Below are 14,722 nucleotides of genomic sequence, written 5' to 3' on the forward strand. Positions count from 1 at the left end.
GACAGGATGATCAGCGAACCGGTCGGCGGGTGCGGCGGCCGGCGACGCCCGGCTGGTGTCCGAGGCCGACCGGCGGCGCTGCCGGAGCCGAAGGGGTTCCTGATTCCGGCCGCCGGCCGGTCACAGCCCGAAGAAGGTGAGGTAGGCGTCGATCTGGTGGGCGAGCATCGGCTCGCCGGGATGCGCCAGCAGGCCCCGGGCCCGCGCCTCGGCCAGCAGGACCGTCTCCGCCGGCGTCATGATGATGTCGGCGACCACGGCGTCCGCCGGAAGCTCGGCCACCGCGAACGGCGGCGGGTCGTCGGGGCACAGCCCCAGGGGCGTGGCGTTGACCGCGAGGTCGGCGTCGGCCAGTCGCGGTAGCACCGTCGCACCGACCCGGCCGGGGTACGCGGCCCACAGCCGCCGCCGCAGCGTCTCCAGCCGGCCCGGGTCGGTGTCGCTGAGCCGCAGCTCCGCCACGCCGGCGTCGAGCAGGGCCACCGCGATCGCGCTGCCCGCCCCGCCCGCGCCCACCACGCATGCCCGCCGGCCCCGGGGATGGTGCCCGGCCTGCGCCAGCCCGCGGACGAACCCGTCACCGTCGAAGGTGTCCGCGGTCCACGTCCCGTCGGGCTCGCGCCGCAGCGCGTTGGCGCTGCCGGCCAGGCGGGCGCGGTCGCTGGCCCGGTCCGCGAGGTCCAGCACGGCGGCCTTGTGCGGCACCGTGACCAGCATCCCGTGCAGGTTCGCCACCCGTTGCAGTCCCCGCACCACCTGGGTGAGGTCGGCCGGCGCCGCGTGCACCGGGACGAGCACCGCGTCGGTGCCGCGCCGGGTCAGCACCGGGTTGAGCAGCCCGGGGGCGCGCACCTGCGCGATCGGGTCGCCGAGCAGCGCGTACACCCGGGTGGCGCCGCCTATCTCGGTCATCGGGGCGGCTCCGCGGGGGCAGGGGTCGTCCGGCGTGGCCGGACCGGGGCGGTGCCGACCCTACGCGACGGCAGCACCCGCGCCGACGCGGGCCGCCGACGGGCCGGCCGGCCACGCGGTACGGGGGCGTGGCCGGCCGGGTGTCGATCAGGACGTGGTGGACGCCGCCGAGGGGAGGGCGTCGATCCGGCGGGAGAGGGACAGCAGGGCGTACCCGATCAGGGCGAGCACCACCCCGAGGCCCATCACCATCGCCGCGATCCCGAAGGACACGACCGAGGTGAACAGGGAGGACCGGAGGAACGAGCCGGTCATGACGGTCTGCCGGGTGGGGTCCTCGCGGTCGAGCTCGGCGTAGGTCTTGCCGCCGCTGGCCTCCAGCGAGTGCTTCTCGATGACCTCGGCCTCCGCGTACGCGGTCAGCGGGCCGTCGATCTTCTCGCCGGCGAACCACTCCGCGTCGGCGGAGACGGTGATGCGTTCGTCGGCGAGTTGACTCTGCACGGTGAACCAGGTGGCGGCGCCACCGATCAGCATGATCACGCCGGCGACGATCACCAGGAGGGACAGCAGCCGGACGGTGGAGCCGACGGCTCGGGTCTGCACGGCGGTGTCGGTCATGGTGTCTCCTCTTCTGCGCCTTTGGGGTGGACATCCCGGGGGCACGAATCTGTCTTCGGTGGAAATTGCTCCTCAGTATCGGCAGGCCAGCCGCGTAGCGCACATCGCGGCCCGGGGCGCAGGACTGGTGATTTCGCCGATGCGCGGTCGCCGACCTCGCCGAAGACTGATGCATGTCGATATGCCCCGTCCCGTAGGGAGTGCCCGACGTGTCATCACCAACCATCACCGCCCGTCCCCGTCCCGCCGCCCGCGTCGTCGGGCTGGCCGTGGCTGCCGTCCTGGCCGCGGTGGGCGCGCTGGCCGCGCCGCCGGCCGCCGCTCAGGCCGCCGCCAACCCGTACGAGCGCGGTCCCGCCCCGACCGCCGCCTCGCTGGAGGCCAGCCGCGGCCCGTTCGCCACCTCGTCGCAGAACGTGTCCTCGCTCAGTGTCACCGGCTTCGGCGGGGGCGTCATCTACTACCCGACCAGCACCAGCGAGGGCACCTTCGGCGCCGTCGCCATCTCGCCCGGCTACACGGCAGCCTGGTCCAGCATCAGCTGGCTCGGGCCGCGGATCGCCTCGCACGGCTTCGTGGTGATCGGCATCGAGACCAACTCCCGCCTCGACCAGCCGGACAGCCGCGGCCGGCAGTTGCTCGCCGCGCTCGACTACCTGGTGCAACGCAGTTCGGTGCGCAGCCGCGTCGACGGCAACCGGCTCGCCGTCTCCGGTCACTCGATGGGCGGCGGCGGCAGTCTGGAGGCCGCCGTCTCCCGGCCGTCGTTGCAGGCCGCCGTGCCGCTGGCGCCGTGGAACCTGGACAAGTCCTGGTCCGACGTCCGGGTGCCGACGCTGATCATCGGCGGCGAGAGCGACAGCGTGGCGCCGGTCTCGTCGCACTCGGAGCCGTTCTACACCAGCATCCCGGCCTCGTCGGAGAAGGCCTACCTGGAGCTCAACGGGGCGAGCCACTTCTTCCCGCAGACGGTCAACACGCCCACCGCCCGCCAGGCGGTGGCCTGGTTGAAGCGGTTCGTCGACGACGACACCCGCTACGAGCAGTTCCTCTGCCCCGGTCCGAGCGGCTCCGCCATCGAGGAGTACCGCAACACCTGCCCGAGCGCCTGACGCTGTCCGGGGCGGCCGCCACGCGCGACCGCCCCGTGGTGTGTGGCTGCCTGGTCGGTGCAGAAACCCGCCGGTCGCCGTCCGGTTCGGGCGGTGATCGCCGAGCCTGTGCCTTCGATCCATCGAAGGTATTGACGACCTACGTCAGAAACGTACACTCCCAGTGTAAATACTGGCGGCTGCCGGAGGGGACGGGTGATGGAGCAAGGGCTCGCACTGCGCCACATCGGGGTCCACTTCGGCGGCCTCACCGCCCTCGACGACGTCTCGCTGCGGGTGCTACCCGGCCGGGTGGTCGGCGTGATCGGCCCCAACGGGGCAGGCAAGACCACGCTGTTCAACGTCGTCTGCGGCTTCGTCACACCGGACGAGGGCTCGCTGACCCTCGACGGCCGCCCGCTGCGCCCACGCCCGCACCGGCTGACCCGGCTCGGCATCGCCCGCACGTTGCAGGGCACCGGGCTCTTCGCCGGGCTCACCGTGCTGGAGAACGTGATGACCGGGGCCACCCACACGGCCCGCGCCGGCTTCCTCGCCGCCCTGCTGGGCCTGCCGCGCAGCGACCGCGACGAGCGGCGGCTACGCCGGCACGCCCTCGACGTCCTCGACACCCTGGGCATCGCCGGGCACGCCGACGCCGCGCCGGGCACGCTGCCCTTCGCCGTACGCCAGCGGGTCGCCCTGGCCCGCGCGCTGGCCGCGCGTCCCCGGCTGCTCCTGCTCGACGAACCCGCCGGGGGCCTGGGCGCCGACGACATCGCCGAGCTGGCGGAGCTGATCCGGGGCCTGCCCCGGCGCGACACCGACCCCTGCGCGGTGCTGCTGGTGGAGCACCACATGGACCTGGTGATGTCCGTCTGCGACGAGATCGTGGTGCTCGACTTCGGCCGGGTGATCGCCGCCGGCACCCCCGACGAGGTGCGCGACGATCCGGCGGTCGCCGACGCCTACCTCGGCGCCGAGGTCGACGAGGCCGCGGCATGACCGGCGAGAACCTGCTCGAGGTGCGCGGCCTGGTGGCCGGCTACGGCGGCGCGCCGGTGCTGCACGGGATCGACCTCACCGTCGCGCGGGGCGCCATCGCGGCGGTGGTCGGCGCCAACGGGGCCGGCAAGACCACCCTGCTGCGGGCCCTCTCCGGCATGTTGCGCCCGGCGGCCGGTCGCGTCGTCCTGGCCGGGGAGGACCTGCGCGGTGTGCCGGTGGAGCAGCTCGTGCGTCGCGGCATGGCCCACGTGCCGGAGGGACGCGGCGTGGTCGGCGAGCTGACGGTGGACGAGAACCTGCGCCTCGGCGGGCTGTGGCGGCGCGACCGGGCCGATGCCACCCGCGCCCTCGACGAGGTCTATCAGCTCTTCGAACCGCTGGCCCGGCGACGGCGACACCACGGGCACCAGCTCTCCGGCGGCGAGCGGCAGATGCTCGTCCTCGGCCGGGCCCTCGTCGCCCGGCCCCGCCTGCTGCTGCTCGACGAGCCGTCGCTCGGCCTGGCGCCGCGGGTGGTGGCGCAGACCATGGCCCTGCTGCGCCAGCTGCGCGACGACACCGGGCTGACCGTGCTGTTGGTCGAGCAGAACGTACGCAGCGCGCTCTGGATCGCCGACCAGGGCGTGGTGATGTCCCTGGGCCGGGTCGTCAGCACCGCCCCGGCCGCCCGGCTGCGCGACGACGCCGACCTGCGGCACGCCTACCTCGGCTTCTGACCCTCGTCCCCGCGAAGGAGGACCCGTTGGAGCGCTTCGTCTTCCTCACCCTCGACGGACTGTCCAGGGGCGCGGTCCTCGCCGCGTTCGCCCTGGCGCTGGTGCTCATCTGGCGGGCGGCCCGGATCGTCAACTTCGCCCAGGGCGCGATGGCCGTGGCCGCCGCGTACGTGGCCTACAGCGTCTCCGCCGCGACCGGCTCGTACTGGCTGGGCTTCCTGGCCGCGCTCGTCGCCGGGCTGCTCCTCGGCGCGGCGGTCGACCTGGCCGTCATGCGCTTCGTCGACCACGCGTCACCGCTCAACCCGGTGATCGTCGCGCTCGGGCTGGTGCTGCTGATCCAGGCCCTCCTCGGCATGGTGTACGGCAGTGAGTTCCTGCCCGCCGCGACCCCCTTCTCCCGTAACGCGCTGACCGTGGGCGGCGTCGCCGTCCTGTCACCGTACGACCTTTTCGTCTTCGTGGCGGTCGCGGTGGTGGTCGTCGGGCTCGCCTGGACCTTCACCCGCACGGCGGTGGGCCTGCGGATGCGCGCTGCGGCGTTCGCCCCCGAGGTCTCCCGGCTGCTCGGGGTGAACGTCGGCGGCATGCTCACCCTCGGCTGGGCGCTGGCCTCCGGGGTCGGCGCGCTGGCCGGCATGCTGGTCATCCCCACCGAACTGGGCCTGCACCCGCACGCGATGGACCTGGTCTTCGTCTCGGCGTTCACCGCCGCCGTGGTGGGCGGGCTGGACAGCCCACCGGGGGCGGTGGTCGGCGGCCTCGCGGTCGGCCTGCTGCTCTCCTACGTCAGCGGGTACGCCGGCAGCGACCTCACCCCGCTCGCGGTGCTGGTACTGCTGCTGGCGGTATTGCTGGTCCGCCCCGGCGGGCTGTTCGCCCCGGTCGCGGCGAGGCGGGTGTGAGCGCCACCCGGGCGGTGAGCCCGCCGGGCGCGACCCCACCAGGTGCGAGCCCGCCGGGCGCGACAGCGCGGGCCGACGGCACCGGCCCGGCCGAGCGCCGCCGCGGCTCGACCCTGCTGCGCCACCTCGGCCTCGCGGCCGTCGCCGCGCTGCTGCTGGTGGCCGCCAGCTACGGCCTGGAGCCGTTCCGCAACTTCCAACTCGCCACCGTGGCCGCCTATTTGTGCGCCACCGCCGGACTGACCGTCCTCACCGGGCTCAACGGGCAGCTCTCGCTGGGGCACGGCGCGCTGATGGCCACCGGCGCGTACACCGTCGCCCGGTGCCAGAACGCGTTCGCCGACGCCGGCATCACCGGCGGCTGGCTGCTCCCGGTCTCGCTGGGCGCGGCTGTCCTGGCCGCCCTCGTGGTGGGCGCCGTGGTCGGGGTGGCCGCAGCCCGACTGCGCGGCCCGTACCTGGCCGGCGTCACCCTTGCCGTCGCGGTCGTGGTGCCGGCGCTGACCGTCACCTTCGACGGCGTGTTCAACGGCGAGCAGGGGCTGGCGGTGCCGGTCGAGCCCCCGCCGGTGGCGCTCGGCGCGTCCTTCCCCTACGAGCGGTGGCAGCTCTGGGTCAGCGCGGCGGCGACCCTGCTCGCCCTGCTGCTGCTGGCCAACCTCGTCCGCAGCCGGTACGGCCGGACCTTCCGGGCGGTACGCGACGACGAGGTCGCCGCCCGCCTCGCCGGCATCCACGTTGCCCGCACCCAGGTCCTCGCCTTCGTGGTCAGCGCGGCCGGTGCCGGGCTCGGCGGGGCCCTGCTCGCGGTGCTCGCGCAGAGCGTGTCGCCCGGGGCGTTCTCGCTGACGCTGTCGCTGTTCCTGCTGATGGCGGTCGTCATCGGCGGGCTGGGCAGCCTCGCCGGCGCGGCGTGGGGCGCCGTCCTGCTGGTCGCCCTGCCCGATCTCACCCACGCCCTGACCGAGCAGCTCAGCCTCTCTCCGGCGGCGGCGCAACGGATGGAGGGCAACCTCCCGCTCGCCATCTTCGGAGTGACGCTCGTCGTCGTCATGATCGCCGCGCCCGGTGGCGTGCAGGGACTGGTGGCCCGGCTCGGCCGGGCCGTATCCGCGCGCCGGCCGGGCCGACGACGACCCTGAGCCGTCCCGGCCCGCCGGGAGCCCGCACCCGCACCACCCACCCGCCCGCACCCGTCACTCACCCACCCGCACCCCCGCCCCACCGCCAACCGGACCGAGGAAAGGTCGGTGTCCCACATGACACGAACGGCACGGCGCGGCCTCGCGCTCGCCACCGCCATCACCCTGCTCGTCACCTCCGCCGCCTGTAGCGAGGACGACGGCGGTGGCCGGGGGGCGGTCCCCGGCGTCACCGACACCGAGATCGTGGTCGGTACGCACATGCCGCTCACCGGGCCGGCCTCCGCCGGCTACTCGAAGATCGCCCCGGCCACGAAGGCGTACTTCGACCACGTCAACGCCAACGGGGGCGTGCACGGCCGGAAGATCACCTACAAGATCATGGACGACGGTTACAACCCGGCGAACACCCAGCAGGTGGTCCGCCAGCTCGTCCTACAGGACAAGGTCTTCGCCGTCCTGAACGGGCTCGGCACGCCGACCCACACCGGCGTGCTCGACTTCCTCAAGAGCAACCGGGTGCCCGACCTCTTCGTCGCCTCCGGCAGCCGCAGCTGGGACCAGCCCGACCGCTATCCGGGCACGTTCGGCTTCAACCCCGACTACACAGTGGAGGGAAAGATCCTGGCCCAGCACGTGAAGACCGGCCTGCCGGGACAGAAGGTCTGCTTCCTCGGCCAGGACGACGACTTCGGCCGGGACAGCCTGGTCGGCGTCGAGAAGGTTCTCGGCGCCGGCGCCGTGGTGGCGAAGCAGACCTACGTCACCAGCAACACCAACGTGGCGCCCCAGATCGGCGCGTTCAAGGCGGCCGGCTGCCAGGTCGTCATCCTCGCCACCGTGCCCGGCTTCACCGCGCTCGCCGTGGGCACCGCCGCCCGGCTCAAGTTCCAGCCCCACTGGCTGGTCTCCAACGTCGGCGGCGACCACCCGACGCTGGCCAGGCAACTCGGCGCCAACGCCGGGCTGCTGGAGGGCATGGTCGGCGCGAACTACCTGCCGATGCAGAACGACGCCGCCGACCCGTGGATCCAGCTCTTCACCAAGGTGAACAAGGAGTACAACGGGGATGCTCCGTTCGACGGCAACACCGTCTACGGCATGGCGGTCGGCTACCTCTTCGTGCAGGTGCTCCTCGCCGCCGGCAAGGACCTCACCCGGGAGGCGGTGACCGAGGCCGTCCGCAAGGGCGGCTACCAGGGGCCCGGGCTGGCCCCGCTGCGATACTCCGACTCGGACCACTCCGGTTACGGCGGTCAGCGGCTGACCCGGGTGAGCGGGGGCACGCAGGCCTACTTCGGGCCGACGTACGAGACGGACGAGGGCGACGGGCCGGTGCGCGAGCACACCAGCGCGCCGGTGCCGCCGCCCGCCAACGGGGTGCCGTCGGCATCATGAACGCAGCTTCGAGGATGGCCCGGATCGTCGGACGGGCCCTCGTCCTCGACGGTGTGGTCGGCCGAGTCGGCCGGCTGGCCGCGCCGGTCCCGGGCCTGGGCCGGGACGGAGGCGTGGGCCGGAACGGAGGCCTGGGCCGGTCGGTCGCCGGGTCGGCCGCGGCTAGACTCGGCGCGGCGGTGCGGGCGACGTGACGGCGATGAGGAGGCGGGCGCGGATGGGCGGTACCGAGGCGCCGGTCCGGGTCGACGGCCGGACCGCCCGGGCCGAACGCACCCGGGCGGCGATCGTCGAGGCGCACCTGGCGCTCATCTCCGAGGGGGACCTGCGACCGACCGGTGAGCGCATCGCCGAGCGGGCCGGCATCTCGCTGCGGACGCTCTGGACCAACTTCAAGGACATGGAGACGCTGTTCGAGGCCAGCGGCGCGGAGTTGCTCCGGCAGCAGGACGCCGCCCACCGGCCGATCTCGTCCGCGCTGCCGCTGGCCCGCCGGGTCGACGCGTACTGCCGGCAGCGGGCGCGGCTGCTCCAGCTCATCGCGCCGACGGCCCGTGCCGCCCAGATGCGCGAGCCGGTCTCCGGGCAGTTGCGCCGCAATCGCCTCAAGCACATCGAGCGGGTCCGCGACGAGGTCGAGCAGCTTTTCGCCGCCGAGCTGGAACAGGCCGGTCCGGACCGGGCGCAGGTGGTGAACGCCCTGGTGGCCGCGAGCATGTGGCCGGCCTGGTCGATGCTGCGCGACGGGCTGGGGCTGGGTGTGGACCAGGCCCGTGCGGTGATGGTCCGGACGGTCGCCGCCCTGCTCGCCGACTTCGCCCCGCGCTGACGCGCGACCTGGGAAAGGCGGTGCCGGCGGTCTTTCCAACGCGGCATCGATAGGTGACACTCGATGCATGGTTGCTGCATCGTCAGTGCAATTAACCGTGTTGCGTGGCCGGACCGACGAGTGTGCCGCGATCCGGCGCCTGCTGGTTGACCTGCCCACCGGCGGGGGAGCGCTGCTGCTCCAGGGCGAGCCGGGATCCGGCCGCAGCGCGCTCGTCGACTACGCGCACCGGCACGTCGAGGGCTGTACCGTCCTGGCCGGCACCGGGCTGCCCGAGGAGGCGGGCCTGCCGTACGCGGGGCTGCAACGGTTGCTGGACCCGGTGCTCGACCGGGCCGGGGCGCTGCCGGAACAGCAGCGGCGGGTGCTGCTGCGGGCGCTGGCCGGCGCGGGCTGCCCCGCCCACCGGCGCCTGGCCCTGTGCCTGGCCGTTCTCGGCCTGCTCACCGCCGCCGCGCGGGACCGTCCGCTGCTGTGCACGATGGACGACGTGGATCGGGGCGACCAGCCCACCGCCGACGCGCTGGCGTTCGTCGCCCGCCGGCTGCGCCGGTCGCGGGTGGCGGTCCTGCTCACCACGGCCACGGACGTCCCGTTCGGTGGGATATCCCGCCACCGGCTCCGTCCGCTCGACGACCGGGACAGCACCGCCCTGCTCGCCGACCGGCTGGCCGGACGGCCACCCGCGCCGCCGGTGGCCGCCGCGCTCGGTGCGGCTGCCGGGGGCAACCCGCAGGCCCTGGTCGACCTGGTCGAGGCGCTCACCCCCGGCCAGCGCCGAGGGGAGGAACCGCTGCCCGAGACGCCCCCGCCCGACGGCAGGCTGGGCCGGGCCTACCGGGCCCGGCTGGACCGGTTGCCGGCCGACACCCGGCACGTCCTGCTGCTCGCCGCGCTCGACGAGGACGGGGAGCCGGCCACCCTGGTCCGGGCCGCCCGGGTCGCCGGCACGGCGGTCGAGGCGCTCACCCCGGCCGAACTCGCCGGCCTGGTCCGCGTCGAGCCGCGCCGGGTCACGTTCCCGCAGCCCCTCGTCCGGACCGTGGTCCGGGCCGCCGCGCCGCTGGCCGCGCGGCGCGCGGCGCACCTGCTGCTCGCCGACGTGCTCGACGGGGCCGGGCACCGGCTGCGCCGGGCCGGGCACCTCGCCGCCGCCGCCCAGGGCCCCGACCCGGCCCTGGCCGCCGAGCTGGAGCAGGCGGCGGCCGGGCACGAGGACGGTGCGGCAGCCTCGGCGGCGCTGCAACGGGCCGCCGAACTCAGCGACGACCCGGCGCGCGCCGCCGCCCGGCTGGTGGCCGCCGCCCGGTACGCCTGGTCGGCCGGCCGGGCGCACCGGGCCCGACTGCTGCTGGGAAGCCTGCCCGCCGACGCCACCGTGGCGGGCCGGGCCGGGCTGCTGCGCGGGGAGTTGGAGCTGCGCGCCGGCCGGCCCCGCTCCGCGCTCACCACGCTGCTGGCCGCCGCGGAGGCGCTGGCCGGCACCGACCGCGCGCTGGCGCTCGGCGCGCTGGTACGGGCGGGCGAGGCCGTCTGCTTCGCCGGCGACCAGTACCGCTACGCGGATGTCGGCCGCCGGGCGGAGCTGTTGCGCCGAAGCGACGACCCGCCCGCGACCGAGCTGCTGAGCGCCTACGTCGCCGGGACGGCGGCGACCCTGCGGGGCGAGCACGAGCAGGCCGGACCCGCCCTGCGCCGGGCCGTCGTCCTGGGCGGACAGCTGACCGGGTCGGCGCTGACCCCCACGACCCTGAGCTGCGCGGCGGCGGCCGGGCTGCTGGTGGCCGTGGACGGCGCGGCGCACCGGCTCGCCGAGCGCGCCGTCGAGCTGGCCCGCGAGCGGGGCGAGTTGTCCGCCCTGCCGCGCGCCCTGGAGCTGCGGGCGGCAGCCGAGTACTGGCTGGGCCGGCACGACGCCGCGACGGAGAGCTCCCGGGAGGGGCTGCGGACCGCCCGGGACACCGGCCAGGACAACTGGGCCGGCGTACACCTGGGCATGCTGGCGGTGCTGGCCGCCGTCCGGGCCGACCGCGACACCAGCCTGCGCCGGATCCGGGAGATCGGCGAGGACCCGGGCGCGCACAGCCGGCCGCGGGCCCTCGCCCAGTGGGCGTTGGCCGTGCTCGACCTGGTCGACAACCGGCCGGCCGCCGCCGCCGCGCGACTGGCCGCGCTGGCCTGCCCCGGCACCGGGCGGGGGCAGGTGCTGGTCCTGGTGATGGCCACCCCGTACCTGGTGGAGGCTGCCGCCGCCGTCGCGGACCGGCCGGCGGCCGGGGCTGCCCTCGCTGTCTTCGACCGGTGGGCCAGCAGTACGACGAGCCCGTCGCGCCGAGCCCTCTCCGCACGCTGCCACGGACTGCTCGCACCCCGGGGCAGCGCCGAGGCGGAGCGGGAACTCCGGACCGCCCTGCGGCTGCACCCGACGGATGCCGGCACGTTCGAGCGGGCCCGCACCGAGCTGCTGCTCGGCCGGGAACTGCGCCGCAGCCGTCGACCCCGGGCGGCCCGCGAGCACCTGCACACCGCCCGGGAGGCGTTCACCCTGCTCGGGGCGGCCAGCTGGGCGGAGCAGGCCACCACGGAGCTGCGGGCGGCCGGGGAGTCGGTCGGCCCGCCGGAGGAGTCGGCGGCGCGACTGCTGACCGGCCAGCAGCTGCGGATCGCGCAACTGGTCGCCGAGGGCGCCACCAACCGCGAGATCGCCGCCCGGATGTTCCTCTCCACCCGCACCGTCGACCATCACCTGCGCAACATCTTCCACCGGCTCGGCATCCGCTCACGCACCGAGCTGGCCCGCGCCCTTGCCCTGACGGACGCCCCGAGGGGTAGCGGGTAGCGGGTGTCAGGGCAGCACGACGGTGCGGGCGCCCTCGCCGCGGGCCATCCGGGCGAACGCCTCGGGGGCGCCGTCCAGGGTGGTCCGGTCGGTGATCAAATAGGAGAGGTCGAGGCTGCCGTCCAGCACCGCCCGGGCGAGTTCGGGCACGTCCCGGTCCGGGTCGGACGAGCCGTAGACCGAGGAACGCAGGGTCCGGGCCGAGTGGAAGATGTCCAGCGCGGCCAGCCCGACGATGTCGTCCCTGGCACCCATGCCGACGACGGTCACCTGTCCACCCCGGCGGGTCGCCCGCCAGGCGGCGCGGATCGTGGCCGCCCGCCCGACGCACTCCAGCGCGTGGTCGACACCCCGGCCCCCGGTCCGCTCCCGGACCGCCCGGTTGAGCGTCTCGTCGGCCAGCAGGAAGTCGGTGGCGCCGGCCGTGGCGGCCAATGCCGCCTTGGCCGGGGAGATGTCGACGGCGAGCACCGGGTCGGCGCCGGCGGCCCGCGCGGCGGAGACCACCGACAGCCCCACCCCGCCGAGGCCGATCACGGCCACCGACTCGCCGGGGGCCACTTTCGCCGTACGGCGGACCGCGCCGACGCCGGTGAGCACGGCGCAGCCCAGCAGCGCCGCCGCCTCGAAGGGCAGCTCCGCCGGGACTCCGATGACCGCTTCCTGCGGCACCACCACCTGCTCGGCGAGGGCACCGAGGCCGAGTGTGACGTGCAGCGGTTCGCCGGTCGGTGTCCGGCCCCGGGGGGCCGAGGGCGACCCGGTGCGTTCGCACAGCCACGGCTCGCCCCGCCCGCAGTACCAGCAGTCGCGGCACGGCGGGGCCCAGTTCAGCACCACGTGCGCGCCGGGCGCGACCCGCGTGACGGCGTGCCCGACCTCGAGGACCACCCCCGCCGCCTCGTGCCCCAGCACCAGCGGGTACGGCGGCCCGAGCGTGCCGTTGACCATGGACAGGTCGGAGTGGCAGACGCCGGCCGCCCGGACGCTCACCCGTACCTCGTCCGGACCGGGGGCCGGCAGCTCGATCTCCTCCACCCGCAGCGGGGCGTCGACGGCCCGCACGACCAGTGCCCTCACCGCTGGATCGCCTTGACCTGGAGGAACTCCTCAAGCCCGTGCCGGCCCAGCTCCCGGCCGAGGCCGGACTGCTTGTAGCCGCCGAACGGGGCGAGCGGGTTGAACGGGGCGCCGTTGACGTCGACGGCGCCGGTGCGCATCCGCCGGGCCACCCGCAGCGCCCGTTCCCCGTCGGCCGACCAGACCGCGCCAGCCAGCCCGTAGCGGGAGTTGTTGGCGATGGCCACCGCCTCGTCCTCGTCGTCGAACCCGATGACCGCGAGCACCGGGCCGAAGATCTCCTCCTGGGCCAGGGCGCTGTCGGGGTCGACGTCGGCGATCACCGTCGGCGCGACGAAGAACCCCCGCTCGGGCAGCGGGGCGTCCGGCCCGCCGGCGACCAGTCGGCCCCCGTCGGCCAGGCCCCGGGCGACGTGGCCGAGGACCCGCTCCCGCTGCGCCGCCGAGACCAGCGGGCCGAGTCGGGTGGCCGGGTCGAACGGGTCGCCGAGCCGGTAGCCCTCGGCGGCCCTGGCGGCCAGGCCGAGGGCCTCGTCGTAGCGGTCGCGGTGCACCAGCAGGCGGGTCCAGGCGGTGCAGGTCTGGCCGGAGTTGAGGAAGGCGTTGCCGACCCCCACCTTCACGGCCGTGGCCAGGTCGGCGTCGTCGAGGACGATGTTGGCGGACTTGCCGCCGAGTTCCAGGGCGACCCGGGCGATCCGGTCGGCGGCGAGGTGGGAGATCCGCCGGCCGGTGGCCGTCGAGCCGGTGAAGGAGACCATGTCGACGTCGGGGTGCGCGGCGATGGCCTCGCCGACGACCGGGCCGGTGCCGGTGACCAGGTTGACCACCCCGGGCGGGAAGCCGGCCTCGTGGATCGCGTCGAAGAGCAGGTACGCCGTCAGCGGGGTCAGCTCGCTCGGCTTGAGCACCACCGTGCAGCCGGCGGCGAGGGCGGGGGCCAGTTTCGCGACGACCTGGTGCAGCGGGTAGTTCCACGGGGTGATCGCCCCGACCACGCCGACCGGTTCGCGGACCACCAGCGAATTGCCGACGGTCTCGTCGGCCGGGGGCCGGGCGGCCAGTTCGACGTAGCTGTGCAGGACGGTCAGCGGCAGGCCGGCCTGGATTCGGGTGGCCACCTTGAGCGGGGTGCCCAGTTCCAGGGCGACGGTGCGGGCGATCCCGTCGGCCCGGGCGCGGAGCGCGGTGTGCAGCCGGTCCAGGCGGGCGGCCCGGTCGGCGGGCGCGGCGTCGGCCCAGCCGGGGAAGGCGGCCCGGGCCGCCGCGACGGCGCGGTCGACGTCGGCAGCCGTGCCGGCCGGTACGGTCGCGATGACCTCCTCGGTCGCCGGGTTCCGCACCGCGACGGTCTCCCCGGGGCCGACGGCGACCCACTGTCCGTCGAGGTAGAAGTCGGTCCGTGCGAGATCCATCGCGCCCCTCACGTACGTCGGCCAAAACTAGCAGCGCAAGTTTTGACTTTAGTACGCGTCGCCGGCCGGCGGGAGGGGTGGCAGCGGCCCGATGCGCTCCTCGTAGGTGCGTGACAGGCCGTGGATCAGCGCGTCGAGGCCCAGGGCGAAGGCGCCCTCGTCCACCTGCTGCTGGTGCTCGGCCAGCCGGTGGGCCTGGGTCAGGTGCGGGTACTGCTCCGCGTACAGGCCCGGGTCCTCGACGAAGCCCCGGGCGAACGAGCCCAGCGCCGAGCCGGCCACGAGGTAGCGCATGAGCGCGCCGATGTGGGTCGCCCGGGCCGGCGGCCATCCGGCGTCGACCAGCCCGCCGTAGACGGCGTCGGCCATGGCCAGCGCTGCCGGCCGCCGCCCCGGGCCCCGGGCCAGGTACGGCACGATGTTCGGGTGTGCGGCCAGGGCCGCGCGATAGGAGTGGCCCCACCGGCGCAGTGCCTCGCGCCAGTCGACGCTGCCGAAGAAGGACACGTCCACCTGGCTGGTGACGCTGTCGGCCACCGCGTCGAGGATCTCGTCCTTGGTGGCGAAGTGGTTGTAGAGCGACGGCCCGCGCACCCCGAGTTCGGCGGCGAGCCGGCGGGTGGAGAAGCCCTCCAGCCCGTCGGCGTCGATCAGCGCGGCGGCGGTCTCGACGATCCGCTGCCGGCTGAGCAGTGCCTGCCGCGGCCGGGGCATCGGGTCCTCCTTCGCTCGGGTCCTGCGCGGCAGACTCTGCCACAACCGGGTC

The 14,722-nt window shown here is 75.1% G+C and carries 13 protein-coding genes; 8 read left to right on the forward strand and 5 right to left on the reverse strand.

The window, feature by feature from the left end:
* Positions 1 to 120: 120 nt before the first annotated feature.
* A complete protein-coding gene (locus tag GA0070608_RS21990; RefSeq protein WP_091630418.1) occupies positions 121 to 912 on the reverse strand; it encodes a shikimate dehydrogenase family protein in 792 nt (263 codons plus the stop codon).
* Positions 913 to 1,059: 147 nt separating this feature from the next.
* Positions 1,060 to 1,533 (reverse strand): aromatic ring-opening dioxygenase LigA, encoded by a 474-nt coding sequence (locus GA0070608_RS21995; RefSeq protein ID WP_091630419.1) that lies wholly within the window; start codon positions 1,531 to 1,533, stop codon positions 1,060 to 1,062.
* 209 nt (positions 1,534 to 1,742) lie between these two features.
* Between GA0070608_RS21995 and GA0070608_RS22000 the strand changes: the two genes are divergently transcribed.
* The 8 genes from GA0070608_RS22000 (at position 1,743) to GA0070608_RS22040 (ending at position 11,461) form a co-directional block, all read left to right on the forward strand.
* Positions 1,743 to 2,645 (forward strand): alpha/beta hydrolase family protein, encoded by a 903-nt coding sequence (locus GA0070608_RS22000; protein WP_091635785.1) that lies wholly within the window; start codon positions 1,743 to 1,745, stop codon positions 2,643 to 2,645.
* A 198-nt stretch (positions 2,646 to 2,843) separates the two neighbouring features.
* Positions 2,844 to 3,629 (forward strand): ABC transporter ATP-binding protein, encoded by a 786-nt coding sequence (locus GA0070608_RS22005; RefSeq protein WP_091630420.1) that lies wholly within the window; start codon positions 2,844 to 2,846, stop codon positions 3,627 to 3,629.
* Positions 3,626 to 4,348, forward strand: coding sequence for an ABC transporter ATP-binding protein (locus GA0070608_RS22010; RefSeq protein WP_091630421.1), 723 nt, complete (start codon positions 3,626 to 3,628; stop codon positions 4,346 to 4,348). Before GA0070608_RS22005 ends, GA0070608_RS22010 begins: the two co-directional genes overlap by 4 nt.
* Before the next feature lie 26 nt (positions 4,349 to 4,374).
* Positions 4,375 to 5,253 carry a branched-chain amino acid ABC transporter permease gene (locus tag GA0070608_RS22015; RefSeq protein WP_091630422.1) on the forward strand — a complete coding sequence of 293 codons (879 nt, stop codon included), beginning with the start codon at positions 4,375 to 4,377 and terminating at the stop codon, positions 5,251 to 5,253.
* Positions 5,250 to 6,395, forward strand: coding sequence for a branched-chain amino acid ABC transporter permease (locus tag GA0070608_RS22020; protein ID WP_411970724.1), 1,146 nt, complete (start codon positions 5,250 to 5,252; stop codon positions 6,393 to 6,395). The genes GA0070608_RS22015 and GA0070608_RS22020 overlap by 4 nt, the downstream gene beginning before the upstream one ends.
* Before the next feature lie 117 nt (positions 6,396 to 6,512).
* On the forward strand, positions 6,513 to 7,793 hold the full coding sequence (locus GA0070608_RS22025; protein ID WP_091630423.1) for an ABC transporter substrate-binding protein: 1,281 nt from the start codon (positions 6,513 to 6,515) through the stop codon (positions 7,791 to 7,793).
* A 217-nt stretch (positions 7,794 to 8,010) separates the two neighbouring features.
* The gene (locus GA0070608_RS22035) at positions 8,011 to 8,622 is read left to right on the forward strand and encodes a TetR/AcrR family transcriptional regulator (RefSeq protein ID WP_091630425.1); all 612 of its coding nucleotides are present in this window, start codon (positions 8,011 to 8,013) and stop codon (positions 8,620 to 8,622) included.
* An 85-nt stretch (positions 8,623 to 8,707) separates the two neighbouring features.
* Positions 8,708 to 11,461 (forward strand): helix-turn-helix transcriptional regulator, encoded by a 2,754-nt coding sequence (locus GA0070608_RS22040; RefSeq protein WP_245715879.1) that lies wholly within the window; start codon positions 8,708 to 8,710, stop codon positions 11,459 to 11,461.
* A gap of 6 nt (positions 11,462 to 11,467) precedes the next feature.
* Here the strand turns inward: GA0070608_RS22040 and GA0070608_RS22045 are convergent, their stop codons facing one another.
* From GA0070608_RS22045 to GA0070608_RS22055, 3 genes are read right to left on the reverse strand one after another with little or no spacing between them, the layout of a single operon-like run.
* Positions 11,468 to 12,541 (reverse strand): alcohol dehydrogenase catalytic domain-containing protein, encoded by a 1,074-nt coding sequence (locus tag GA0070608_RS22045; protein ID WP_091630427.1) that lies wholly within the window; start codon positions 12,539 to 12,541, stop codon positions 11,468 to 11,470.
* Positions 12,538 to 13,956, reverse strand: coding sequence for an aldehyde dehydrogenase family protein (locus GA0070608_RS22050; protein WP_091630428.1), 1,419 nt, complete (start codon positions 13,954 to 13,956; stop codon positions 12,538 to 12,540). Before GA0070608_RS22050 ends, GA0070608_RS22045 begins: the two co-directional genes overlap by 4 nt.
* A 48-nt stretch (positions 13,957 to 14,004) precedes the next feature.
* The gene (locus GA0070608_RS22055; RefSeq protein WP_091630429.1) at positions 14,005 to 14,670 is read right to left on the reverse strand and encodes a TetR/AcrR family transcriptional regulator; all 666 of its coding nucleotides are present in this window, start codon (positions 14,668 to 14,670) and stop codon (positions 14,005 to 14,007) included.
* Between the last annotated feature and the right edge of the window lie 52 nt (positions 14,671 to 14,722).

Source organism: Micromonospora peucetia, from assembly GCF_900091625.1.
GTDB classification, from domain to species: domain Bacteria; phylum Actinomycetota; class Actinomycetes; order Mycobacteriales; family Micromonosporaceae; genus Micromonospora; species Micromonospora peucetia.

Bases quoted from the DNA above. Each gene is read 5' to 3' on its own strand.
- GA0070608_RS21990 (WP_091630418.1), bottom strand. From the start codon at position 912: ATGACCGAGATAGGCGGCGCCACCCGGGTGTACGCGCTGCTCGGCGAC.
- GA0070608_RS21995 (WP_091630419.1), bottom strand. From the start codon at position 1,533: ATGACCGACACCGCCGTGCAGACCCGAGCCGTCGGCTCCACCGTCCGG.
- GA0070608_RS22005 (WP_091630420.1), top strand. From the start codon at position 2,844: ATGGAGCAAGGGCTCGCACTGCGCCACATCGGGGTCCACTTCGGCGGC.
- GA0070608_RS22010 (WP_091630421.1), top strand. From the start codon at position 3,626: ATGACCGGCGAGAACCTGCTCGAGGTGCGCGGCCTGGTGGCCGGCTAC.
- GA0070608_RS22025 (WP_091630423.1), top strand. From the start codon at position 6,513: ATGACACGAACGGCACGGCGCGGCCTCGCGCTCGCCACCGCCATCACC.
- GA0070608_RS22035 (WP_091630425.1), top strand. From the start codon at position 8,011: ATGGGCGGTACCGAGGCGCCGGTCCGGGTCGACGGCCGGACCGCCCGG.
- GA0070608_RS22050 (WP_091630428.1), bottom strand. From the start codon at position 13,956: ATGGATCTCGCACGGACCGACTTCTACCTCGACGGACAGTGGGTCGCC.
- GA0070608_RS22055 (WP_091630429.1), bottom strand. From the start codon at position 14,670: ATGCCCCGGCCGCGGCAGGCACTGCTCAGCCGGCAGCGGATCGTCGAG.